Here is a 23,751-nt window from a genome sequence, read left to right on the forward strand (position 1 = left end):
GTCAGCGACTGACGGACGGTCACCTTGCGCTGTCTGCAGGTGACGCTAGGGTCGTCGGACTGGACGGTGAGCCGGCCGAGGCCGGGCTGGCACGAACCGGGGACGCCGGGCGGAACCGGCTGGCACGAACCCGGGACCCGCGGCGCCGTGCCCCGGCCACCGGGCGGAGGCGCCGGACGAGCACATCCGGGCGCGGCTAACGGACGGTCAGATGTGGGTGGGCGCCGGGAAGTGGACGGTCAGTCCATGTGCGGGTAACGGTGGTCGGTGGGCGGGACGAAGGTCTCCTTGATGGTGCGCGGCGACATCCAGCGCGCCAGGTTGTGCCAGGAGCCGGCCTTGTCGTTGGTGCCGCTGGCCCGGGCACCGCCGAACGGCTGCTGCCCGACCACCGCACCGGTCGGCTTGTCGTTGACGTAGAAGTTGCCGGCCGCGTACCGCAGGGTCTCGGTCGTCCAATCGATCACGCGGCGGTCGGTGGCGAAGATCGAGCCGGTCAGGGCGTACGGCGCGACCGACTCGGCCTGCCGCACGGTCTCCTCGAACCGCGCGTCCTCGTAGACGTGCACGCCGAGGATCGGCCCGAAGTACTCGGTGGTGAAGGACTTGTGCCCCGGGTCGTCGCACTCGAAGAGGGTCGGCCGGACGAACCAGCCGACCGAGTCGTCCGCGGTGCCGCCCGCCACGATCCGGCACGCCGGGTCGCCGGAGATCATGTCGAGCGCGGCGGTGTGCCGGGCGAACGCCCTGGCGTCGATGACCGCGCCGCCGAAGTTGCCGAAGTCGGTGACGTCGCCGTACGCCAGCCCGTCGGCGGTGCCGGCCAGCCGGTCCCGCAGGCCGCCCTCCCAGAGCGACCGGGGCACGTACGCCCGGGACGCGGCCGAACACTTCTGTCCCTGGTACTCGTACGCTCCCCGGATCAGCGCGGTGTGCAGCGCGTCGGCGTCGGCGCTCGGATGCGCGACCACGAAGTCCTTGCCGCCGGTCTCGCCGACCAGCCGGGGATAGCCGCGATAGTTCGCGATGTTCTCGCCGACGCCCTGCCAGAGCTTCTGGAAGACCTTGGTCGAGCCGGTGAAGTGGATGCCGGCCAGCTCGGGGTCGGCAAGGGTGACCTCGGAGACCGCGATGCCGTCCCCGGTGACCATGTTGATGACACCCGGTGGCAGCCCGGCCGCCTCGAAGAGGCGCATGGTGAAGTGCGCCGCGAGCTGCTGGGTCGGCGCCGGCTTCCAGACCACGGTGTTGCCGACGAGCGCCGGCGCGGCGGGTAGGTTCGCGGCGATCGCCGTGAAGTTGAACGGGGTGACGGCGTAGACGAAGCCCTCCAGCGGCCGGTGGTCGAACCGGTTCCAGACGCCGCTCGACGACAGCGGCTGCTCGGCGAGCAGCTTGCGCGCGAAGGCGACGTTGAACCGCAGGAAGTCGATCAACTCACAGGCGGAGTCGATCTCGGCCTGGATCGCCGTCTTGGACTGGCCGAGCATCGTCGCCGCGTTCAGCGTGTCCCGCCAGGGGCCGGCGAGCAGGTCGGCGGCACGGAGAAAAACGGCAGCCCGCTCCGCAAAGGACAAATCCCGCCACATCGGGGCAGCCTGCTTCGCGGCCGTCACCGCCGCCTGCGCATCCGCGTTGGTTGCGTTGTGGGTGACCCCCAGCACATGCTGGTGCCGGTGCGGCTGTACGACGTCGATCGCGGCACCCGCGGCCATCCGTTGCGTACCGCCGATGGTCATCGGCAGTTCGCGCCGTTCGGCGGCGAGTTCGCCGAGCCGGCGCTGCAGGCTGGCCCGCTCGGCGCTGCCGGGAGCGTAGGTGCGGACCGACTCGTTGCGCGGCTCCGGAACGGAGAGAACGGCGTCCATGGGATTCTCCTGGGCGATCTCGACAACGACGGCGGAACCGGCCCCGCCGGCCCCGACCGGTCGGCCGGGCACCTCGGCCCCGTGCTCTCGGAAGATGCCGGGAGCACCGGGGGCGGGACCTGCGCCAATCCTTACATGGTCGCCCCCACCGCCCCGCTCGGCGGGGCAACGGCGGCGAGCCGTCGCCCCGACCGGTCCGCGTACGCTGAGGGACCGGCGGCCGGATCGCACCGCGCCAGCCCCCGTCGCCGTTACGCCACCGCGACCGGCCACCCGCTGAAGGGGAGATGATGACAGAAGAGTCCGGGACGACCGCGACCTCGGCTCCCGACCAACCGGTCGAGCCCGCGACGCCGGTAGCGGCCACACCGTCCCCGGTGCCCGCACCCGGCGCGCTCGTCCTCGCCGTGCTCGCCCTCGGCTGGCTCTCCGCGATGCTCTGGTCGGCCAAGGCCGAGATCGCCTCCTCCGGCATCGTCTCGATGGCCATCACCTCGGCCGCGTACGCCCTGCCGGGGGTGATCTCGGCGAGCCTCGTCAGCGGTGCGGCCGTCAGCCTCGTGCTGGGTAACCTGATGACCCGGCTCGGGATCCGGCGCAGCACACCCCGGTTCCTGGTCTCCCTCGTCGCCGGCCTCGCCACCGGGTTCCTCGCCGCACTGGTGGTGACGCTCAACTACGGCGAGGGCTCGGCGATCATGGTGCTCGCCGGCACCACCGCAGCGGCGGCCACGGTCGGTGGCATCGCCGGTGGGCTCCGCAACACCCTGGTGGTGGCTGCGGTGGTCGCCGCCGGACTGGCCGTCTTCGCGGTCGGCTTCGCGCTGAGCTACTTCCAGGACCCGGTGCTCGACCTCTACGGCTCCGGCGACACCCAGGCGTCGCAGCTCACCGGGTTCCGCTGGTTCTCCCGGACCGCCTCGGTGGCCAGCGGGCTCGCCGCCGGGCTGGTGGCCTTCGGCTACCTGCGGATCGCCGGGCGCCGGGCCGCCGGGCGGGCCGCCGGCACGGTGCCGCTGCCGCGCTGGCCGGCGTACCTGATCGCGGGCGCGGGGCCGGGCCTCCTGCTGCTCGCCGCCGAGGTGCTCACCCGGACGGCCGGGGCGGAGGTGCTCCGGCTGGCGGGAGCGTTGAGCGAGGCGGACCGGGCCGCGCAGAGCCTGCTCGGCGGCTCCCGGATCAACCACGCACTGCTGGTGCTCTTCCTCGGCTCGCTCACCGCGATCATCGCCTTCGGCCGCACGCTCCGGCCGGCCGAGGAGTCGACCGGGACCCCGCCCGGACTCCGGCGCCCCGACCGGGACGGCGCCGAGGGCGACGAGCCGGCGGTCGGGGCCGAGTACGACGGTCAGGACGACGCGCCGGACACGGCCCGGAACGGCGATCCGAGGGCGGAGGCCGGCGGCACGACCGGCACCGACCCGGAGAGCGGCACCGACCCGGAGAGCGGCACCGACCCGGAGAGCGGCACCGGAAACGACCGCGGGCCGGCGGACCGCCCCGAGCCGGTCGGCAACGCCGGCCGCTGAGCACCCCGGTCCGGCAACGCCGGCCGGTGCGGGACGTGGCCGCAGGCCGCCAGCCGCTCCGCCTCCGGAGGACCCGACCGGCGCCGAAGCATCGGAGCGGAACGGGCACACATAGACTGGCGTCATGCTCAGACTTTGCAGGAGGGGCGCCGCCGGTCTCGCCGTGCTGGGACTCGCGCTCGCCTTGACCGCGTGTTCCGACGGCGGCACCCAGCGGGACGACGTGGTGGAGAAGATCCGCTCCGACCCGCGAATGGCAGGTACCTCCGACCGGGCGGTCGACTGCCTGGCCGACTGGTACATGGAGTACGCGACGGCCGAGCAGCGCGAGGTGTTCCTGAGGGGCGCGCCGGGTGCGGCGGGTGCGGCCGGCTCCGATCCGGACAGCCAGGCAGCGGTCGACGCCGCCGTGCTCAACTGCCTCAGGAGGGCCGACGACACGCCCTGACGCCACCCCGTCCCGACACCGCCCGCCGTGCCGCCGTCCCGACACCGCCCGCCGTGCCGCCGTCCCGACACCGCCCGCCGTGCCGCCGGCCCGGTACGCCGGTCGGGCGGGGTCAACCGGTGACGCCGGAGAGCGTGTCCAGCTCCGAGGGGTCGTACCACTCCAACTCGTGGTCCTCGGCACCATCCACGGTGAACTGCGCGTCCGGGTCGCCGGCCAACGCCTCGTCGACCACCTCGACCGCGGCCGCCACGTCCTCCGTCGCGCCGGCGCCGTCCACGTGGATGGCGGCGACGGCGCCGACCCCGATCCGCCCGTGCAGCCGTACGGTGCTCGAACCGAGTTCGTGGTCGCCACGGTGGACCACCCCGGACGGCACGTCCACGGCGACCACGACCCGGCGCCGGGGAGCCCCGGAATCGGCCCGGAGCAGCCGCAGCGCCTCCTGCGCCGCCCGGGTGAAGGCGACGTACTCCAGCTCCTCCTCGTCGCCCTCGGCGTACCACTCGCGCAGTTCGGGTGTGACCGCGTGCCCCTGGGCCGCCATGATCCAGCCCTCCTGGCGCAACTCGGCGAGCATCGGCAGGGTTGCCGGGACGTACACCCGGACGAGCTGCTCTGTCACGGTAGGTCTCTCCCGCTCGACGCCGGCCCGCGCCGGCGCCCGCTCCGGGCCACGGCGTCGCTGTACTCACCCGCGACGGTAGTACATCGGCGGCGTTCCGGCCGGTAGCGGATCCGGATCCCAGGCCGACAGCGGATCCGGATCCGGACCGGGCGTCACGGGTCAGGACGGGCTCGGGGCGGTCACCACCAGCATGGTCTACTCCAGCCCGCTCCCCGGTCGCGACCTGACGGCGGAGGCGACCGGGCCGCAGTCGATGGCAAACTGAAGCGGCCACCGACAACCGGGAGACTTTCCGTGGAACCAAGGTTCCTGCTGCTGTCCGACGTCGCCGCCGAGCTGAACGTCTCGGACTCGCAGGTCTACCACATGGTCCGCAGTGGCGAGCTTCCGGCGATAAAGATCGGTGGCCGGGGGCAGTGGCGGGTCGAGCGCAGCCGCCTGGAGGAGTACATCCAGCGCAAGTACGCCGAGACCGCCGAGTGGGTGGCCGGCAACCCGCTGGTGGATCGCCTACCCGAATAGTCGCGGGGTCGCGCCCGGCGCGGACACCTGCCCCCGTCGGCTGTCCGACCTGCCGCACCGGCCCGCCGCATCAGCCCTGTCACCCCGTGTGGCACACCTTCGGTGCCTCGTCCGGTCGGATCGACGTCATTGACGGTGGCCGTTGAGTCCGCTAGAAATTAGCCCGTCGGAGGCAAACGAAAGCAAACGCAAGATCAAGAAAGGGAACGAGGATGCCCCTCGCCCGCACCCGGCCGCCGGTCCGGCCCACCGTGCGACTGCGCCCCGCACCGCCCCTTGATCCGCCCTTCGACGACGAGCACGCCGCGGCCGCGTGGTTCGACCTGGCGCCCCGCTCCGGCGCCGCCCCACCCGCTCCCGAGCGGTTTCGATCGTCCGGCGCGGCCGAAGGTCCGGCCCTCTCTCCGGCCGTCCGCGTCTCCCCTGCCGGCACCGCACCGTCCTCCCCCGCCGCGCGAAGAGGCGGCCGCGGCACCGCGCGAAGAGGCGGTCCCGCCACCGCCCCGACCGGTGCCCCCGCCGGTACGCGCGCAGGCGCTCCCACCACAACACCGCCAAGCGCTCCCGGCCAAGCCCCGGCAGGCGCCCTCGCCGGCGCGACCCCCGAGGCGAGGCAGGCGGCGAAGCGGTTCCTCGACACCTGCCTGGAGATCGTCAACGGCTACCGGCCGGCCGGGCACGTCCGGGCGCTGGCCAGTCCGGCCGATGCCGCCGGCATGGTCGCGCAGCTCTCCTCCGCAGCCAGCCGCGTCTCCGGGCGCCGCCGGCCGGGTCAGCCCGTCCGCACGCTGCGGCTGCGCCGGCTCCGCGTCTGCGAACCCCGGCCCGGTGTCGTCGAGGCGGCCGCAGCGGTCGGCACCCCCGGACGCACCTGGGCACTGGCGTTCCGCATCGAACGGCGCCGGGGAAGCTGGGTCGGAGTCTCGGTGGCGTTGCTCTGACGCGGGCCATCGCAGACGGCCTGGAAAGCAGCGCTGCCCCCGGTCGCCGAAGTGGGCGACCGGGGGCGGCGGCGTTCGGACAGCGACGCGCGTTCGGCGGCGACGCTCGGAGCGGGACGTGCGTCGCGGGTTCAGCCCGGCGGAACCGGAACGTCAGGCAGCTCCGGGCGCCCCGTGACAGCGCTTGTACTTCCGGCCCGAGCCGCAGGGGCACGGGGCGTTCCGGGACGGGGCGTTGCTTCCGGCCGCCTGGCCCGTGGCGGGCCGCCGCGAGGCCGAAGGCGGCGGCGGGCCGCCGACCCCGAGGGCCGGGGCCTGGGCCTGCGGCTGCTCCAGGGCCACGCCACCGGTCGCCGGCGCGCCGCCGTCGATGGTGGGCGCCGAGTAGTGCAGGCCCTGGGTCCGGGGCGCCCGGCCCAGTCCCTTGGCGCGGATCTCGACCGGCGGCTCCGTCGGCACCGGCATCGGCGCCGGGCCGGACTCGACCGGCGCGGGCTTCGCCTCCTCGACCTGGACCTCCAGGTTGTAGAGGAAGCCGACCGTCTCCTCCTTGATCCCGTCCATCATGGTGGCGAACATGTCGAAGCCCTCGCGCTGGTATTCGACCACCGGGTCACGCTGGGCGTACGCGCGCAGGCTGATGCCCTCCTGCAGGTAGTCCATCTCGTAGAGGTGCTCGCGCCACTTGCGGTCGATGACCTGGAGCAGCACCATCCGTTCCAGCTGGCGCATCGCCTCGCTGCCGAGCTCCTCCTCACGCCGCTGGTACGCGGCGAAGGCGTCCTGCTTGAGCTGCTCCAGCAGGAAGTCGGGGTCGAGGGTGTTCCGTTCGCCGCCGGACTCCTCCACGATGTCGTCGACGGTGACGCCGATCGGGTAGAGCTGCTTGAGGCTGGACCAGAGCTGGTCGAGATCCCAGTCCTCGGCGTAGCCGTCGGCGGTCGCCCCGGTGACGTACGCCGTGACCACGTCGTCGATCATGTGCTTGACCTGGTCGTTCAGGTCCTCGCCGTCGAGCACCCGCTTGCGCTCGGCGTAGACCACCTGGCGCTGCTTGTTCATCACCTCGTCGTACTTGAGGACGTTCTTGCGGATCTCGGCGTTCTGGCCCTCGATCTGGGCCTGGGCGCTCTTGATCTGCCGGGTCACCATCTTGGATTCGATGGGGACGTCCTCGGGGATGTTGAAGCGCTCCATCACGGCCTCGACGGCCCCGGCCCGGAACCGCTTCATCAGCTCGTCCTGGAGGGAGAGGTAGAAGCGCGACTCGCCGGGGTCGCCCTGCCGGCCGGACCGGCCGCGCAGCTGGTTGTCGATCCGCCGGGACTCGTGCCGCTCGGTGCCCAGCACGTAGAGGCCACCGACCGAGGAGACCTCCTCCGCCTCGGCGTCACAGGCATCCTTCCAGCGCGGGAGAATCTCCTCGAGCGCCTTGGCGTAGTCGTCGGCGTGCTCCACCGGATCCAACCCGCGCTGTCGCAGCTCGGTGTTGGCCAGGTATTCCGGGTTGCCGCCGAGCAGGATGTCGGTGCCTCGACCCGCCATGTTGGTCGCCACCGTCACCCCGCCCTTACGCCCCGCCTGGGCGATGATCTCCGCTTCCTTGGCGTGGAACTTGGCGTTGAGGACGGCGTGCGGGATGCCCCGGCGACGCAGGAGCTGGGAGAGGACCTCCGAGTTCTCCACCGACACCGTACCGACCAGCACCGGCTGGCCGAGCGCGTGCCGCTCGGCGATGTCCTCGATGACCGCGTTGAACTTGGCCCGCTCGGTCTTGTAGATCACGTCGGGCCGGTCGACCCGAACCATCGGGCGGTGCGTCGGAATCGTCACGACGCCGACCTTGTAGACCTTGTTGAACTCGCCGGCCTCGGTCTGGGCGGTACCGGTCATACCGGAGAGCTTGTTGTAGAGCCGAAAGTAGTTCTGCAGGGTGATCGTGGCGAGGGTCTGGTTCTCCTGCTTGATCTCCACGCCTTCCTTGGCCTCGATCGCCTGGTGCATGCCCTCGTTGTATCGGCGACCGTGCAGGATCCGGCCGGTGAACTCGTCGACGATCAGGACCTCGCCCTCGCTGACGATGTAGTCCTTGTCGCGCTTGTAGAGCTCCTTCGCCTTGATCGCGTTGTTCAGGTAACCGACAAGCGGGGTATTCACCGACTCGTAGAGGTTGTCGATGCCGAGCCGGTCCTCGACCTTGGCGACACCGCGCTCGGTAACCGCGATGGTCCGCTTGGCGTAGTCGACCTCGTAGTCGCCCTCGCCGTCCTTGCCGGACTGGAGCCGGGCCACCACCCCGGCGAACTCGCTGTACCAGCGCGCCGAGTGCTCGGCCGGACCGGAGATGATCAGCGGGGTCCGGGCCTCGTCGATCAGGATCGAGTCGACCTCGTCGACAATCGCGAAGTTGTGGCCCCGCTGGACCAGGTCGTCCTTGCTCCAGGACATGTTGTCCCGCAGGTAGTCGAAGCCGAACTCGTTGTTGGTGCCGTACGTGATGTCCGCCTGGTAGGCGGCCCGGTGCTCGGCGGCCGGCCGGTTGGGCAGGATGACCCCGACGGTGAGGCCGAGGAACTCGTGCACCCGCCCCATCCATGCGGCGTCCCGCTCGGCGAGGTAGTCGTTCACCGTGACGATGTGCACACCCTCGCCCGAGAGTGCGTTGAGGTAGGCCGGCAGCACCGAGGTGAGGGTCTTGCCCTCACCGGTCTTCATCTCGGCGATGTTGCCGAAGTGCAGCGCCGCGCCGCCCATGATCTGCACGTCGTAGTGGCGCTGGCCGAGCACCCGCGACGCCGCCTCACGTACCGTGGCGAATGCCTCGGGAAGCAGGTCGTCGAGGCTCTCGCCCTCGGCCAGCCGCTCCCGGTACTGCTCGGTGAGCGCCCGGAGCTCGGCGTCGGTGAGGTTGATGTAGTCGTCCTCGATCGAGTTGACGGCGTTGGCGATCACCTTGAGCCGGCGCACCATGCGCCCCTCGCCCGCGCGGAGGACCTTTTCCAGAATCGACACGGATCAACGCTCCCCTAGACAGTCTGCCGAACCATCGTAGGCGCATCATCGGCCCTACCGTCAGTCGCGGCGCCCGTCCCATTCGCCAAACCGGACTTTCCGGCTGATACCAGGCTTGTGGACCGGTAAATCCGGTTACGCCCAGCGCGAACCGTCCGGGACGATGGCCCGATGAACCGGAACAGCCGCCCCGGCCTCGCCGGACCGCTCGGTCGAGCCGCAGCCGGGTCGTCGTCACCGGCGGCGACCGAGATCGTCGAGGCGGGGCTGCTGCTGCGGCAGTGGCGGGCCGAGGACGCCCAGGACGTACACCGGGCATGCCAGGATCCGGAGATCCAGCGCTGGACCAGGGTGCCCAGCCCCTACCGGCGGGAGGACGCGGTCGACTTCGTGACCAGGCTGGCACCTCAGGCCTGGTCGGCCGGCTCCGGGGCGCCGTTCGCGGTCTGCGACGCGGCCACCGGCGACCTGCTCGGCTCCTGCGGGCTGGTCACCATAGATCCGGTGCTCCGGTCGGCGGAGATCGGCTACTGGACCGCGCCGTGGGCCCGGGGGCGCGGGGTGGCGGTCCGGGCCGGCCGGGCGCTCTGCCGCTGGGGGTTCGACGAGCTGGGGCTGTACCGGATCGTCTGGCAGGCCGAGATCGGCAACCACCTGTCCCGGCTGGTCGCGCTGCGGGCGGGTTTCCAGGTCGCCGGAGAGCTGCGGCTCGCCGATCCGCGTGCCGGTGGCGCCCGGGACGGCTGGGTGGGCTCGCTGCTCGCGGCCGACCTGAGTGCCGAGCGGGATCGGTCCGGCGGTGGGCGTCCGGAGGGCGGTCCCGCCGGCAGCGGCTCGCTCCAGGCCCGCCGCGCCACCCTCTTCGCCGCGCCGCAGCCCGTGCTGTTCGCCCGGGCCCCCGACGGTACGGAGCTCCGACTCCGGCAGCTGCACGAGCCGGACCTGGACCCGATCGTGCAGGCGTGCCGTGACCCGGAGAGCGTCCGCTGGACCACGGTGCCGGACCCGTACCAGCGGTCGGACGCAGAGTTCTTCGGGCACGAGTACGCCCCGGCGGTCTGGCGCCGGGGCACCGGCGCGGTGTTCGTGATCGCCGACGGATCCGACCGGTACGCCGGGATCATGGAACTCCGCATCTCGGCGGCAGATCCCCTCGTCGGCGACCTCGGCTTCATGGTCGCTCCGCAGGCGCGCGGCCGCGGATACTGCCCGGCGGCGGTCGTCGCCGTCTCCGCCTGGGGCTTCACCGCGCTGAACCTGGTCAGGATCGAGTGGCGGGCCAACGTGGGCAACACCGCCTCACGCCGGGCCGTCGAGAAGGCGGGCTTCACCTTCGAGGGGACCGCCCGGCACGCCCTCAACCACCGGGGAGCCCGGGTGGATGCCTGGATCGGCGCCCTGCTTCCCGGCGATCTCGGACTCGCCGCGGACAGCGGTCCCGGACCCGCCGCCGACGACGACCCCGGACCCGCCACGGGGCCGGACCGGCGCGCCGACATCGGCTGAGCGGCAGGACGCCGACATCGGCTGACCGGCAGGACGCCGACGCCGGCTGACCGGCAGGACGCCGACGCCGGCTGAGCGGCAGCATGACGGCGCCGGCTGACCGGCGGGCGGCCTGTGCGCCCGGACCGTTCCCGGTAGGAATTCGGGGGACGGCTCCCGCCGGCCCGGGGCAGACCGGGCCGGCGGGGCAGCGCAGCGGTCAGGCGGCCAGGGCGATGATGCCGTAGTCGTAGCCCTTGCGCCGGTAGACGACGCTGGGGCGGCCGGACTCCTTGTCCAGGAAGAGATAGAAGTCGTGGCCGACGAGTTCCATCTGGAACAGTGCGTCGTCGACCGTCATCGGCGCGGCAGGATGCAGCTTCTCTCGGGCGATGTGCCAGGGCTGCGCGTCGTCGTACTCGTCGAACTCGGGCTCCGGGGCCGACGGCTCGTGGCCGTTCGACCGGCCGCGACCGTTCGACTGCGCCGGGGCGGGGGCGGTGAGGGTGGCCAGCGCCGGACCGGCGGCGTCCACCACCGGCAGCCCGGCCGTGGCGGCGGCGACGGAGAGCGGAGCGTGCCGGCCGCGGTGCACCCGGCGCCGGTCGGCGGCCCTGCGCAGTCTGGTGTCGAGCTTCGAGATCGCGGCGTCGAGGGCGCTGTAGAAGTCCTTCGCGCACGCCTCCGCGCGGACCACGGGTCCTCGGGAGATGCAGGTAATCTCTATTCGCTGGCAGTGATCGGACTGTCGCGGATTGCGTTCGTGAAAGAGTTCCACGTCGATCCGAATAAGCTTGTGGTCGTAGCGCTCGATCTTGGCGAGCTTCTCGGCTACGTGCACCCGGTAATGATCCGGCACCTCGACGTTTCGGCCTTTGACCACGAGATCCATGCGTGACCTCCCTGCGCCATCGGAGAGTCTGCGGAAACGAAAATCCCCGGTCAGCCCGCCCCTGAGAATCGGCTGGACCGGATCCGGAACAACGGCGTTGCCTCCCTCCAGGTGTCGCTCGCGGGGCTTGGAACACCCGTCATACCCCCGGTGAATAAGACGCTAACCCCAATCGACTCGCGCGTCACCCCGATCATCAAGACCAATTCGAGAAGGTTTGCAGGAAGTGCACGATGGGGTGTATGCCACGACACAGAGAGTGAATACTTTTCCACCTACGGTCCGCCCCGGCCGAAGCCGGGAGCCGAACCCGGGGCATGCCTCCGGCCCCGGAAGGCCGGGTCAGGCACGAGATCGGCGTACGGTGGCGGCGAGCACCGCCGCCGCGTACACCGGGATGCCGGCGGTCTCCAGTCGCCGGGCCACGGCGGCCAGGGTGACCCCGGTGGTGACGATGTCGTCCAACAGCACCACCGCCCGACCGGCCGCACCGCGCCGGACCCTGCCCGACCGCCCGGTCCGAAGCCGGAACGCGTCCCTCGCCGCCGCCGCCCGGCCGGTGCTGTCCAGCGTCGCGGAGTCAGGCCGGGGCAGCGCCCGCAGCGGATGCGCCACCGCGACCGGCCAGCCGGCGGCCCGCAGCCGGGCGGCGGCGTGCCGGGTCAACCGGCGCAGATGGTCCCCGTGCCGGGCCCGTGCCGCCCGGGCGGTCGCCGGCACGGGCACCAACAGCACCGGCCGGCGCTCTCCGGCGGCCTCCGCCACCACCTCGGCGAGCAGCCTGCCCAGCGGGCGGGCGAGGCCGTGCCGCCCCCGCTCCTTGTAGGCCAGGATCGACTCCCGCAGCGCGCCCTGATAGCTGCCGAGCGCCACGCAGCGCGGCAGGCCCGGCGGTGCCGGGGAGGGGCGTACCGGGGTCGGGCGCAGTGCCCGGAGCGCGGCGGCACAGCCGGGGCAGGCGCCCTGGCGCAGCGGCAGCCGCTCGCCGCGACAACCCGCGCACTCGGCCGGCAACACCAGGTCGGTCAGTTCGGCCCAGACCCCCGCCAGCACCGCCACTCCTCCCGAGCCGAACAGTCGAGACACCGTCGTGGATTCAGTAGAGGTAGAAGGCCGCGGTCGCCGGGTTGGGGCTGGACGGCTGGGTGCCGCCGCCGGGCGCGACCTGGTTCCGGTTGATCGCCGTCTCGCCCATGAAGGCCACCTGGTTCGCCCCGTACATCAGGGGAAAGGGCTGGGCGTCCTCGGGATAGGCTGCCAGCGCCTCGACCGGGGCGCCGACGTTGGTCACCTGCCGCAACTCCAGCGCGCCGTCGACGTTGAGCCGGTGGATCGCCGAGCCGCCGGCGTCGTCCAGGCCGGCCAGTACGAGCATGTTCTCGCCGCTCCAGTCGACCGCGCTCAACTGGTGCAACGAGGTGGGCAACTGGCGGGCCGGCTCGACCTTGAGCCCACCGTCCTCGACCCGCACACCGGCGACGTAGAGCCGCCCGTCGGCGACGAAGGCGATCCGGTTACCGTCCACCGAGGCCCCGACCGCGGTCACCGACCCGGAGAGGCCGGAGAAGGAGACCGGGGTGAGGTCGGGATTGCCGGCGGTGAAGGTCATGAGCCTGCCGTCGGCGACCACCAGACCCGCCGGCCGGCGCTCTCCCGGCCCCTTCAACCACACCGGCCGCCCCATGCTCCGGTAGCGGTCTTCGCTGGTCAGAAGCGCGCTAACCACTCGTGGACCGGATCCGGTGCGCAGCCGGAAGTACTCCCCCTGCCGGCTGACCAGCGCCACCGAGACGATGTCGCCGTCCCGGGTCGCCCCCGCGGTGACGACGTCGTGGTTCTCCTCCGCCGGGATCGGCAGCGGCGCCGGATCACCGGGGTTGGCCAACTGGTAGACGCGGCCCTCGAAGACGCCGTATCCGGCCGGGGCGCCGGTGAGCTGGTAGAGCGGATGCCGCTGCCGGTATTCCTCGGCGACCTCGATCATCCTGGACTGATTCTGGATTTTCAGTTCGAGCTCGTTGTCGAGCAGCTGGTTGCTCTTCAGCGACCAGACGATCTGGGTGAAGAGCTTCTGGAGTTCGATGTCGGTCTCCAGGGCACCGGCCTTGACCGAGAGGTTCACCTCCAGCCGGCCGCCGTCCTTCGGCGCCGGCACGTTCCCCACCGGGCTGGTGCCCTCAGGCAACCGGACGGCGACCGGGCTGAGCCAGTCGGACGGCCCGCCGATCAGCCAGTCGAGGACTGCGGTCGCGTGCCGCTGCACCGGCACCGAACGCGGCAGGTAGCGTAGGTCCGGCACGAGCGCGGTCCGGTCGGAGTTCCAGAAGTAGACGGTCTTCTCCTGGTAGTAGGTGCTCAGGGCGCGGTCGGTCATCAACAGCACCGACGGCGGATCGAGCACCCAGAGCCCGCTACCCATCCCGGGATCGGTCGGCGCCCCGCCGATCGTGAACGTGTATTCGCGCTCCGTCTCGACCGGCTCGCCGATGGATCCGTTGCCCCGGAGCACTCCGACCTGCTGGACCTCGACCTTCACCAGGCTGGTGCCGTCGTTACGCTGAGTGATGACGATCCCACCCCCGTCGGCATCGACCCGTACGAGGTTGACGTCGCCCTCGTCGTCAGGCTTCGGGACGAACCGCTCGGTCGAGACGATGTACTCGTTGACCCGCTTGTACGCCTCGGCCGCCTCACCCGCGGCGGCGGTCAGGAAGTTCAGTGCGAACATCCGCTGGTCGCTGCCGCTGTCGGTACGGCCCGGCGGCTGACCACCGGTCGGGTCCCCGGGAGCGGTGTCGCCGACCGGTCCCCTACCGTCGATGCGCACGGCGGTCTCGTCGGGGATGCCGCACCCGGCCAGCACCGCCAGGAGCAGCGCGACCGACCCGAACGCCGTCCACCGCCGCCGCATGCCGCCATCTCGCTCCGGCCGGCCGGACCACCGGCGTAGCCCACCGCCTCCTCGCCCCGCCCGGCCGGACCACCCGCTCATCCCGCCACCTCGCTCCGCTCGACATCGGCCGGGGTGCGGGGACCGGCCACCCCACCGGGTGCCGGACCGGTGGTCTCCTCCGGGACGGTCGCGTCGACGGCCGGGCCGGTCGCGCGGCCGGTCGGCACTTCGGTGTCGCCGGCCCGGCCGTGGTCCGCACCGCCGGGCCGGGCCGGGCCGCCGCCGTGACCCGGCCGGTGGAGCGGACCGCCGACGATCGCGGTCGCGGCCGGCCAGCCGAGCCCGTCCACGGCCGCCGTGCTGGCGTCGGCCGGCACCAGCCGCAACGGCGACGACGTCAACCGGTCACCGGCCCGGGCCGGCAGAGTCAGCCGGAACTGGGCGCCCTCGCCTGGCGCACCCCACGCCTCCAGCCAGCCGCCGTGCAGCCGGGCATCCTCCAGGCTGATCGAGAGGCCGAGCCCGGTGCCGCCGGTCTGCCTCGCCCGGGACGGGTCGGCCCGCCAGAACCGGTTGAAGACCAACTTCTCCTCACCCGGCTTGAGCCCGACGCCATGGTCACGGACCGTGATCGCCACTGCGGTCTCGTCCGCGGCCAGCACGACGACCACCGGCTTGCCGGCGCCGTGCTCCACGGCGTTGCCGATCAGGTTGCGCAGCACCCGCTCCACCCGGCGCGGGTCGACCTCGGCGATGACCGGGCTGTCCGGCACGGTCACCCGCAGCGGCACGTCGCAGCGGCTGGCCAGCGACTCCAGCCGGTCGACCACCCGATGCACCACCGGCACCAGGTCGGTGGGCTCGGCGTCCAGCATCGCGAACCCGGCGTCGAACCGGCTGATCTCCAGCAGGTCGGTGAGCAGATCCTCGAAGCGGTCGAGCTCGGCGTGCAACAGCTCGGCAGTACGCCGGACCGCCGGATCGAACTCGTCGCGCTCCGCGTAGATCAGGTCGGCCGCCATCCGTACGGTGGTGAGCGGGGTACGCAGCTCGTGCGAGACGTCCGAGGTGAACCGGCGTTGCAGCCGGGACATCTCCTCCAGCCGGACGATCTGGCGCTGCAGGTTCGTCGCCATCTGGTTGAACGACGCGGCGAGCATCGCCAGGTCGTCCTCGCCGTTGACCACCATCCGCTGGTCGAGCAGTCCGGCCGAGAGCCGCTGGGCGGTCCGGGCGGCGGCGCGTACCGGGTTGACCACCAGCCGGGTGACCAGCCCGGAGAGGAGCCCGAGCAGCACGACCAGGGCGAACCCGGTGGCCAGCACGGTGGAACGGGAGGCGTCGGCGATCTGGTCCCAGCGGGTCAGCGGGACGAGATAGTAGAGCTCGACCTGACCGAACTGGGTCGGCACCGGTGAGCCGTAGACGAGATACTTCGTCTGGCCCTTGTCGAACAGGTCGCCGGTGCGGAACTGGTGCGCGATGTCGCCGCCCTCGACCGCGTCCTGCAACCCGGCGGTCAGGATCCCGCCGACGTCGACCTGGGGGGAGGTCGCCGGGGGCACGCCGGGGAAGTTGCCGGCCCGCAGCGCCACCACCACGCCGCCGAGCTGGGCCGGATCCCCACCGGCCAGATAGTTGACCGTGTTCTCCAGGGTCGCCCGCAGTCCCTGGTCGGAGACGGTCAGGTGGTTACTGAGCTGCTCGGCGGCGTACTGCTGACCGTCGTCGAGCCGGCTCTTGACGTCGCTGGTGGCGTTGTCCAGCACGATGTCGGTGATGTTGTCGGCGACCAGATAGGCGAAACCACCCACCAGCAGGCTGGACGCCACCAGGGTGATGGTGACGACGCGCACCTGGAGCGACCGCCGCCAGGTGCGGTGCAGGGCGTTGGCCGCGGTCGCCGCCCGCACCGAGCCGGCACGCCGCAGCCGCCGCCCGGTCGCGGCGACGCGGGCGAGGAGGTCGGCGGAGGAGGTCAGGGTGCGGGCCACAGTGCGACCCAGGCTATCCGGTGCCCGCCTTGTAACCGACTCCCCGCACCGTGAGGATGACCTCGGGTCGCTCCGGGTCCGGCTCGATCTTGGCGCGGAGCCGCTGGACGTGCACGTTGACCAGCCGGGTGTCGGCGGCGTGCCGATAGCCCCAGACCTGCTCCAGCAGGACCTCGCGGGTGAAGACCTGGCGCGGCTTGCGGGCCAGTGCCACCAGCAGGTCGAACTCCAGCGGAGTCAACTTGACCTCTTCGCCGTCCCGGCTGACGGTGTGCGCCGGCACGTCGATGTTGATCTGGTTGCCCGGCGGGCCGATGGTCAGCAGCTCCGGCGCGGCGTCCTCGCCGCGGCGCAGCCGGGCCCGCATCCGGGCGACCAGCTCCTTGGGCTTGAACGGCTTGACCACGTAGTCGTCCGCGCCCGACTCGAGCCCGAGCACGACGTCGACGGTGTCGCTCTTGGCGGTCAGCATCACGATCGGGATGCCCGACTCGGAGCGGATGGCCCGGGCGACATCGATGCCGCTCATCCCCGGCAGCATGAGATCGAGCAGGACGATATCGGGCCGGTTCTCCCGGAACGCGGCCAATGCCCGTTCTCCGTCGGCGACGAACGAGGGCAGGAACCCCTCGCTGCGCAGCACGATGCCGAGCATCTCGGCCAGCGCGGGATCGTCGTCGACGACCAGTACCCGGGCTCTCATGACACTAATATTCCACCCTCTGTGCGACGTCGCCGTCCCGCGCCTCCCGGCGCGGCGCACCGCGACCCTCCGTGGCCACGAAGCGCAGAAGCTTACCCCGGCCGACCGGTCCGCACCAGCGATGGACCACCGCTGGTCAGCGCCGGCCGATGCGGCGGGCCGATGCGGCGGGCCGAGCCGGGCGGCCGGCGGACCGGATCGACGGCGGACCGGATCGACGGCGGACCGGATCGACGGCGGAGCGGATCGACGGCGGAGCGGACCCGACCGTGACGTGGGAACCGGCCGCGCGGTTCCGTCAGGGACGAGAAGGCGTGTCACCATGACTGCTGCGGCGCGTTCCCCCGCCACCCCCGAGGTCCCAGGAGTAGGTTTGCCCGACGCCGGCCCGACCGCCGTACTGCCGCTGCGGCCGCTCACCGTCGGTGAGCTGGTCGACTCGGCGGTGCTGCTGCTCCGCGACCACGCCCGGACGCTGGTGCCGGTCGCCGTGGTCCTGGCGGGGCTGGAACAACTCCTGCTGTACCCGCTGCGCCTGGTCGCCGAGGTCATGCCGCCCGCCTATCTCCCGCGCCTGGACGAGCTGCCCGCGTACTGGTTCCTGCTGGCCGTCGGCGCCGCCTGTGAAGGGGTGGTCATCGCGCTGCTCGGCAACCTGACCGCGCGGGCGGCCGGTACGGTCCTGGTCGACCCGGCGCCCCGGGGCCACCGGCTGCTCCACCCGGGCGGTGCGCGGTTTCCGGCAACGTTCCTCGCCGCCGGGCTGGCCGGCGCCGTCATGTTCGTGTCGGCCCTGGTCATGCCGCTCTGGGTGGTCGGGTTCGCGCTGCTCGGCTCGGTGGCGCCGGCGATCGTACTGGACCGGGTCGGACCGATCCGCGCACTGTGGCGCTCCGCCACGCTCGCCCTGCGCAACAGCGGCCGGGCGGCGGCGGTACGGCTACTCAACTACCTCGTCTGGTGGCTGCTGCGGATCGGGCTGGCGATCGGCGCCGTGACCGGCCTGGAGTCGGCCGGGCTGTTGGCGCCGGAGTGGAAGCTGCCAGTCGCCCTGGCCGTCTGGACGCTGGTGAACGGCGTCGCCTATCCCGCACTCGCCTGCCTCGACGCGGTGACCTGTCTGGAGACCCGGATCCGCACCGAGGGGCTGGACATCGCCGTCGGTCGTGCCCGGCAGACCGGCCGCCCGGCGCTGACCCCGACGGCGGATCGACGGTGAGCCTCAGCCGCTGGTGGACCGAGACGGCGGCGGCCCTCGGCGACCGCCTTCCCCTCCCCCTCGCCGCGCTGCTTCTGCTGCTCGGCGCCGGGCTGGCCGCACTCGCCTGGTTCCACTACCCGGCCTGGGTGCCCCGCCGGCCGCCCCGCTGGCGGCTGTCCCGCTGGCGACACGAGCGGCGGCAGGCCCGGCCGGCCCCGCCCGCCGAGCCGGAACCGGTCGATGCGGTGGACGATCCCGAGCTGCCGGAGGTGCCGCCCGCGACGCTGGCCGCCCTCGCCGACCGGCTCGCCGCCGAGGGCCGGTACGCCGAGGCGGCCCGCGAGCGGTTCCGGGGCATGGTCCGGGAACTCGTCGACACCGGGGTGCTGGAGCACCGCCCCGGGATGACCGTCACCGAACTCGCGGCGGCGGCACCGGACCGGCCGGAGGTGCAGGCGCCGTTCACCGAGGCCGGCCGGCTCTTCTCCGACCTCTGGTACGCCGAGCGGCCCGCCCGGCGCGAGCACGACGACCGGATGCGCGTGCTCGCCACCGAGCTGGGCCGGGGTCTCGGCGCGGAGCCCCCCGCCGCCACCGGCACCCACACCACCGACGACACCCACACCACCGACGACACCCACACCACCGACGACACCGGCACCACCGACGACATGCATACCGCCGACGGCAGAGGCACCACCGACGACATGCATACCGCCGACGGCAGACGCACCGGTGACGAGGGGATGGTGCGGCGATGAGGCCCGCGCCGGAGGCCGCCGCCCGCACCGGCGAGGGGCGGTCCGACACCGTCTCCACCCGGCCGCCGGCCGCCCCGGCAGGGGTACGCCGGCAACGCCGCTGGCACCGGATCGCTATCCCGCTCGGTGCCGCCGCCCTGCTGCTCGCCGGCACCGTGATCAGCCATGCGGTTGACCAGCCCGACCCGACCGACTCCGGCTTCCTCTCCCCGGTCAATTCCGACGACGACGGGGGTAGCCAGCTCGCCGACCGGCTGCGCGCGGCAGGCATCACCGTCGAGCGGACGACCAGCACCCGCGAGGCACTGCCCCGCGCGTACGCCGAGGGCTCCACCCTCTTCGTCCCGGCACCGGGGCTGGTGCATCCGCTGTACCTGCCGTACCTCACCGAGCCCGCCGGGCACGCCGACGGCACCCGGGTGGTGCTGGTCGACCCGCCACAGCGCGTGCTGGACGCCACCGATCTACCGCTGGCCGCCACCGGCCGGCGCTGGGCCGCCCGGGCGGTCGGGGCCGACGCGGACGGCGAGCCCTGCCCGTTGCGAGAGGCGGTGACGGCCGGCCGGGCCGCAGCACTGCTGCAGCGCTACCGCGATCTGTCCCAGGTGGACGACCGCACCGACTACTGCTATTCGGGCGGGCTGGCCAGGACGGCACAGCGGGACGGCGACATCGTCGTGATCGGCGCCAGCGACCCGTTCCGGAACGACCGCCTGGCCGAGTGGGGGAACGCCGCACTCGCCACGGGACTGCTCGGCGGCCACGAGCGGGTCGTCTGGCTCGACCTGGCCGGGCCGGAGCCGCCTCCGCCGCATTACCGGGGTGGTGGCCTGGACCCGTGGACGTCGGGCCCGGACGGGTCCGAGACATATCAGGGCGAGGAGCCCGAGGAGGGTGACGGCGACCCCGAGTACGAGGAGCAGGCGGAGCCGCCGCCGCGAAAGCCCGACCCGCAGGGCGCCCCGCCGAAGCCGCGCAACCCGCTCTGGGACGCCCTGCCGCAGTGGTTCTGGGCCGTGCTGGTCCAACTCGCCCTGGCGCTGCTGGTTGCCGTGCTCTGGCGGGCCCGCCGGCTCGGGCCACCGGTCGCCGAGCCGTTGCCGGTGTCGGTGCCGGCCGCCGAGACCGTATACGGCCGGGCCCGGCTCTACCAGCGTGCCCGGGCGTACGGGCCGGCGGCGCGGACCCTCCGGGCGGCGGCCCTGCACCGGCTTGCCCAGGCCGGCAACCTGCCCGCCGACGCCCGGCCGGACGAGCTGGCCGCCGCCGTCGCGGCGCGTACCGGACGGGATGCCGCCGAGGTGCACGACCTGCTCTACGGGCCGGCGCCGGAGACCAACCGCGAACTGCTCGACCTGGCCCGGGCCCTCGACGTGCTGGCCGGCCGGGCCGGCGACACCCGCGACGACCGGCCCGCGTCCCACGCGGGCCAGCCCACGTCCCGCACCGACCGGCCCGCGTTCCCTTCCGGCCAACCCACGTCACTCCTTGACCAGTCCCGACACGACCGCCACAGCGAAGGAGAAGCCCGGTGAGCACATCCGCCGGAACCACCGACCCGCGCTACGCCGCCGCACCGTACCCGGTTCCGGCGCAGGCCGGGCCGGGCGGCGCCGACGAGGCCCGGGCCGCCCTGCACCGGCTGCGCGCCGAGGTCGCCAGGGCGGTCGTCGGGCAGGACGCCGTCGTCACCGGGATGGTGATCGCGCTGCTCTGCCGGGGGCACGTGCTGCTCGAAGGCGTACCGGGGGTGGCCAAGACCCTGCTGGTGCGGACCGTCGCGGCCGCACTCGACCTGGACTCCAAGCGGCTCCAGTTCACCCCCGACCTGATGCCCGGCGACGTCACCGGCTCACTCATCTTCGACCCGCGCACCGCCGCCTTCACCTTCCGGGAGGGTCCGGTCTTCACCAACCTGCTGCTCGCCGACGAGATCAACCGGACGCCGCCGAAGACCCAGGCCGCGCTGCTGGAGGTGATGGAGGAGCGACAGGTCTCGGTCGAGGGGAGCCGCCGGCCGCTGCCGGACCCGTTCATCGTGGCCGCGACGCAGAACCCGGTGGAGTACGAGGGCACCTACGCGCTGCCCGAGGCCCAGCTCGACCGCTTCCTGCTGCACCTGACCATGCCGCTGCCGAGCCGGGACGAGGAGCTGGGCGTGCTCCGGGCGCACCATGCCGGCTTCGACCCGCGCGAGCTGGCCGCCGCCGGGGTACGCCCGGTGGCCAGCCCCGCCGATCTGGCGCTGGCCCGGGCGGCGGTGAGCCGGACCGCCGTCGCCGAGAGCGTCCTCGGCTATGTCGTGGACCTCTGCCGGGCCACCCGGGCGGCGCCCGCGCTGGAGCTGGGCGCCTCTCCCCGGGGCGCGATCGCGCTGCTGGTCACCTCGAAGGCGTGGGCCTGGCTGGCCGGCCGCGACCACGTCACGCCGGACGACGTCAAGGCGGTCGCCCGGCCGACGCTGCGGCACCGGCTCCGGCTCCGGCCCGAGGCCGAGCTCGAGGGCGTCACCACCCGGTCGGTGCTGGACGCGGTGCTCGGCACCGTGCCGACACCCCGATGACGGGACGGGCGGCGGTCCTGCTCGGCGCGGGCGCACTGACCCTGCCGCTCTGGCCGGCGCCCTGGCTCGGCGTGGCGGTAACGTCCGGGCTGGTGCTGGCGCTGACCGTACTCGACTGGCGGCTGGCCGCCCCGCCCGGCGCGGTCGAGGCGAGCCGGGACGGCGACCGGGCGGTACGGCTCGGCGACACCGCCACGGTCTCGGTACGGCTGCACAACACCTCACACCGGCCACTGCGCGCGATGGTCCGGGACGCCTGGGTGCCGTCCGCCGGGGCCCGGCCAGACCTCCCCGGTGCCCCGATCCTGCGGGTCGACCCGGGCGCCCGGGTCGAGCTGCCCAGCCGGCTGACCCCGACCCGCCGTGGTGACCGGCCGGCGCTGCGGCTGACCCTGCGCTCGTACGGGCCGCTGGGGCTGGCGTTCCGGCAACGGGCCGGGCAGCCGCCGACGCCGCCGTGGACACTGCGGGTGCTGCCCCGGTTCGACTCCCGCCGACACCTGCCGGAGAAGCTGGCCCGGCTCCGGATCATCGACGGCACCGAGGTGACGCGCGGCCGTGGCCACGGCACAGAGTTCGACACCCTGCGGGAGTACGTCGTCGGCGACGACGTGCGCTCGGTCGACTGGCGGGCCAGTGCCCGGCGGGCCGACGTACTGGTCCGGACCTGGCGGCCGGAACGGGACCGGCGGGTGGTATGTGTGCTCGACACCGGACGCACCTCGGCGGTACGGGTCGGCGACGAGCCCCGGCTGGACTCCGCCATCGACGCCGCCCTGCTGCTGGCGGCGCTGGCCGCCCGGGCCGGTGACCGGGTCGATCTGCTGGCCGTGGACAGTGCCGTGCGGGTGGCGCTGACCGGGGGCGCCCAGCCGACGCTGCTGGCCCGGATGGTCGACGCGCTCGCGCCGCTCCAGTCGGCCCTGGTCGAGACCGACTTCGAACTGGTCGCCGGAGAGGTCCTCCGGCGGGAGCGCCGGCGCTCCCTGGTGGTGCTCTTCACCGGCCTCGAACCGGGCGCCCTCGGCGAGGGGCTGCTGCCGGTGCTGCCCCGGTTGGCGACCCGGCACCGGGTGATCGTGGCGTCCGTGCACGATCCGGTGCTGACCGACCTCACCACCCGGTCGCCGCTGGAAGTCCAGGACGCCTATGCGGCGGCAGCGGCCTGGCGGGCACTGGGCGACCGGGAGCGGGTCCGGTCGGCGCTGGCCCGGCACGGGGTGACCGTGGTCGACGCCCCGGCGGGTCGGCTGGCCCCGATGGTCACCGACACCTACCTGCGACTCAAGTCCCTCGGCCAGCTCTGACCCGCCCGTCGTCTCTGCACCGTCGCGCGGCGCGCAGGCTCGCCCGGCGGCCGAAGTGGAGCACGTAACCGAGGAAGCCGAGCCAGGCCAGCACGCCGATGCCGACACGTACCCCGGTGGGGGCCGACGCCGGGGTGACGAAGGCCTCGATGAGGCCGGCGACCGCGAAGAGTCCCACCAGGCCGACGGCGACCATGATGCCGGAGCGGCCGGCCCGGGCCACCGCCTGGCCCCGGGTCAGGTCGCGCGGCGGGGCGATCCAGGCCCAGCCGATCCGCAGGCCGACGCCGGCCGCCAGGAAGATCCCGGTCAGCTCCAGCAGGCCGTGCGGGGTGATCATGGCGAAGAAGACGTCGGTGCGATCGTAGGCGGCGAGCACCCCGCCGGTCACGCCGATGTTGACGGCGTTCTGCCAGAGCAGGTAGAAGACCGGCACGACCAGGATGCCGGCGGCCAGGCAGCGGGCGGCGATCCAGGCGTTGTGGGTCCACAGCTGGAAGGCGAAGCTGGGCGCGGAGTATTCGCTGTAGTAGCCGACGAAACGGGCCTCGAGCGCCTCCGCCGCGGCCTCGTCGCCGATCAGCGCGGCAGCGGCCTCCGGATGCTCGGCGGTCCAGACCATCAGGAAGCCCGCGACCAGCACGAAGCAGACGCCGACCGCGCTCCACCACGGCCAGCTCCGGTAGACGGCCAGCGGAAAACCGCTGGTGAAGAACTGGCCGACGGCCGCCCAGGAGAAACCGGAACGCCCGGCCAGCCTGCCCCGGGCGGCCAGCACCAGCTGGGAGAGGCGGGCGACCAGCACCGGATCGGGCGAGCGGCTGCGCACCACCGACAGGTGGGTGGCGACCCGCTGGTAGAGCGCGATCAGCTCGTCGACCCCGTCGGCGTCGAGGCGGTGCCGCCGGGTCAACTCGGCCAGCCGCCGCCACTCCCGCTCGTGCTCGGCCGTGTACGCGTCGAGATCCAACTCAGCTCCCCAGGTTTCGCGCTCATAGTGTTCA

General features: G+C 73.0%; 18 protein-coding genes and 2 pseudogenes. 10 read left to right on the forward strand and 10 right to left on the reverse strand.

Annotated elements, in window-relative coordinates; translation table 11 throughout:
- Positions 1-239: 239 nt before the first annotated feature.
- Positions 240-1,868 carry an L-glutamate gamma-semialdehyde dehydrogenase gene (gene pruA / locus ACN28C_RS33670; RefSeq protein WP_422771499.1) on the reverse strand — a complete coding sequence of 543 codons (1,629 nt, stop codon included), beginning with the start codon at positions 1,866-1,868 and terminating at the stop codon, positions 240-242.
- Between the two features lie 290 nt (positions 1,869-2,158).
- On the opposite strand from pruA, the gene ACN28C_RS33675 reads away from it, so the two are divergent.
- Entirely contained in the window at positions 2,159-3,397 is a 1,239-nt protein-coding gene (locus tag ACN28C_RS33675) for a hypothetical protein (protein WP_422771500.1), read from the forward strand.
- A 124-nt stretch (positions 3,398-3,521) separates the two neighbouring features.
- Entirely contained in the window at positions 3,522-3,845 is a 324-nt protein-coding gene (locus tag ACN28C_RS33680) for a hypothetical protein (RefSeq protein ID WP_422771501.1), read from the forward strand.
- Positions 3,846-3,957: 112 nt separating this feature from the next.
- Here the strand turns inward: ACN28C_RS33680 and ACN28C_RS33685 are convergent, their stop codons facing one another.
- Positions 3,958-4,470: a DUF6912 family protein gene (locus ACN28C_RS33685; protein ID WP_422771502.1), complete on the reverse strand. Its 513-nt coding sequence runs from the start codon at positions 4,468-4,470 to the stop codon at positions 3,958-3,960.
- 297 nt (positions 4,471-4,767) lie between these two features.
- On the opposite strand from ACN28C_RS33685, the gene ACN28C_RS33690 reads away from it, so the two are divergent.
- Both ACN28C_RS33690 and ACN28C_RS33695 read left to right on the forward strand, forming a co-directional pair.
- Positions 4,768-4,995, forward strand: coding sequence for a helix-turn-helix transcriptional regulator (locus tag ACN28C_RS33690; RefSeq protein ID WP_421490838.1), 228 nt, complete (start codon positions 4,768-4,770; stop codon positions 4,993-4,995).
- Positions 4,996-5,207: 212 nt separating this feature from the next.
- Positions 5,208-5,936, forward strand: a complete 729-nt coding sequence (locus ACN28C_RS33695) for an Rv3235 family protein (RefSeq protein WP_422771503.1) — start codon at positions 5,208-5,210, stop codon at positions 5,934-5,936.
- A 153-nt stretch (positions 5,937-6,089) separates the two neighbouring features.
- On the opposite strand, the gene secA is transcribed toward ACN28C_RS33695, so the two are convergent.
- Positions 6,090-8,948, reverse strand: a complete 2,859-nt coding sequence (secA, locus tag ACN28C_RS33700; RefSeq protein WP_422771504.1) for a preprotein translocase subunit SecA — start codon at positions 8,946-8,948, stop codon at positions 6,090-6,092.
- Between the two features lie 171 nt (positions 8,949-9,119).
- On the opposite strand from secA, the gene ACN28C_RS33705 reads away from it, so the two are divergent.
- On the forward strand, positions 9,120-10,454 hold the full coding sequence (locus ACN28C_RS33705; RefSeq protein WP_422771505.1) for a GNAT family N-acetyltransferase: 1,335 nt from the start codon (positions 9,120-9,122) through the stop codon (positions 10,452-10,454).
- Between the two features lie 199 nt (positions 10,455-10,653).
- Here the strand turns inward: ACN28C_RS33705 and ACN28C_RS33710 are convergent.
- The 6 genes and pseudogenes from ACN28C_RS33710 to mtrA form a co-directional block, all read right to left on the reverse strand.
- Positions 10,654-10,848 (reverse strand): annotated as a pseudogene (locus tag ACN28C_RS33710) (sigma 54 modulation/S30EA ribosomal C-terminal domain-containing protein); the annotation flags it as partial.
- Positions 10,849-10,935: 87 nt separating this feature from the next.
- Positions 10,936-11,325: pseudogene (hpf, locus tag ACN28C_RS33715) on the reverse strand (ribosome hibernation-promoting factor, HPF/YfiA family); the annotation flags it as partial.
- Between the two features lie 342 nt (positions 11,326-11,667).
- A complete protein-coding gene (locus ACN28C_RS33720) occupies positions 11,668-12,411 on the reverse strand; it encodes a ComF family protein (RefSeq protein WP_422771506.1) in 744 nt (247 codons plus the stop codon).
- A gap of 10 nt (positions 12,412-12,421) precedes the next feature.
- The gene (locus ACN28C_RS33725) at positions 12,422-14,236 is read right to left on the reverse strand and encodes an LpqB family beta-propeller domain-containing protein (protein ID WP_422771507.1); all 1,815 of its coding nucleotides are present in this window, start codon (positions 14,234-14,236) and stop codon (positions 12,422-12,424) included.
- A 77-nt stretch (positions 14,237-14,313) separates the two neighbouring features.
- The gene (mtrB, locus tag ACN28C_RS33730) at positions 14,314-16,149 is read right to left on the reverse strand and encodes an MtrAB system histidine kinase MtrB (protein WP_422774903.1); all 1,836 of its coding nucleotides are present in this window, start codon (positions 16,147-16,149) and stop codon (positions 14,314-14,316) included.
- Positions 16,150-16,225: 76 nt separating this feature from the next.
- The gene (gene mtrA / locus ACN28C_RS33735; RefSeq protein ID WP_101369873.1) at positions 16,226-16,915 is read right to left on the reverse strand and encodes an MtrAB system response regulator MtrA; all 690 of its coding nucleotides are present in this window, start codon (positions 16,913-16,915) and stop codon (positions 16,226-16,228) included.
- Positions 16,916-17,288: 373 nt separating this feature from the next.
- Here mtrA and ACN28C_RS33740 point away from each other — a divergent pair, with 373 nt between their 5' ends.
- From ACN28C_RS33740 to ACN28C_RS33760, 5 genes are all read left to right on the forward strand, one after another.
- Entirely contained in the window at positions 17,289-18,134 is an 846-nt protein-coding gene (locus tag ACN28C_RS33740; RefSeq protein WP_422771508.1) for a hypothetical protein, read from the forward strand.
- On the forward strand, positions 18,131-18,877 hold the full coding sequence (locus ACN28C_RS33745) for a DUF4129 domain-containing protein (RefSeq protein ID WP_422771509.1): 747 nt from the start codon (positions 18,131-18,133) through the stop codon (positions 18,875-18,877). The genes ACN28C_RS33740 and ACN28C_RS33745 overlap by 4 nt, the downstream gene beginning before the upstream one ends.
- The gene (locus tag ACN28C_RS33750; RefSeq protein WP_422771510.1) at positions 18,874-20,412 is read left to right on the forward strand and encodes a DUF4350 domain-containing protein; all 1,539 of its coding nucleotides are present in this window, start codon (positions 18,874-18,876) and stop codon (positions 20,410-20,412) included. The genes ACN28C_RS33745 and ACN28C_RS33750 overlap by 4 nt, the downstream gene beginning before the upstream one ends.
- A gap of 98 nt (positions 20,413-20,510) precedes the next feature.
- Positions 20,511-21,440, forward strand: coding sequence for an AAA family ATPase (locus tag ACN28C_RS33755; protein WP_422774904.1), 930 nt, complete (start codon positions 20,511-20,513; stop codon positions 21,438-21,440).
- On the forward strand, positions 21,437-22,747 hold the full coding sequence (locus tag ACN28C_RS33760; protein ID WP_422771511.1) for a DUF58 domain-containing protein: 1,311 nt from the start codon (positions 21,437-21,439) through the stop codon (positions 22,745-22,747). Before ACN28C_RS33755 ends, ACN28C_RS33760 begins: the two co-directional genes overlap by 4 nt.
- Here the strand turns inward: ACN28C_RS33760 and ACN28C_RS33765 are convergent.
- Positions 22,725-23,717: a stage II sporulation protein M gene (locus tag ACN28C_RS33765; RefSeq protein WP_422771512.1), complete on the reverse strand. Its 993-nt coding sequence runs from the start codon at positions 23,715-23,717 to the stop codon at positions 22,725-22,727. The two genes, ACN28C_RS33760 and ACN28C_RS33765, sit on opposite strands and share 23 nt — an antisense overlap.
- Positions 23,718-23,751 lie beyond the last annotated feature (34 nt).

It is taken from the genome of Plantactinospora sp. WMMC1484 (assembly GCF_049315195.1).
GTDB lineage: Bacteria > Actinomycetota > Actinomycetes > Mycobacteriales > Micromonosporaceae > Plantactinospora.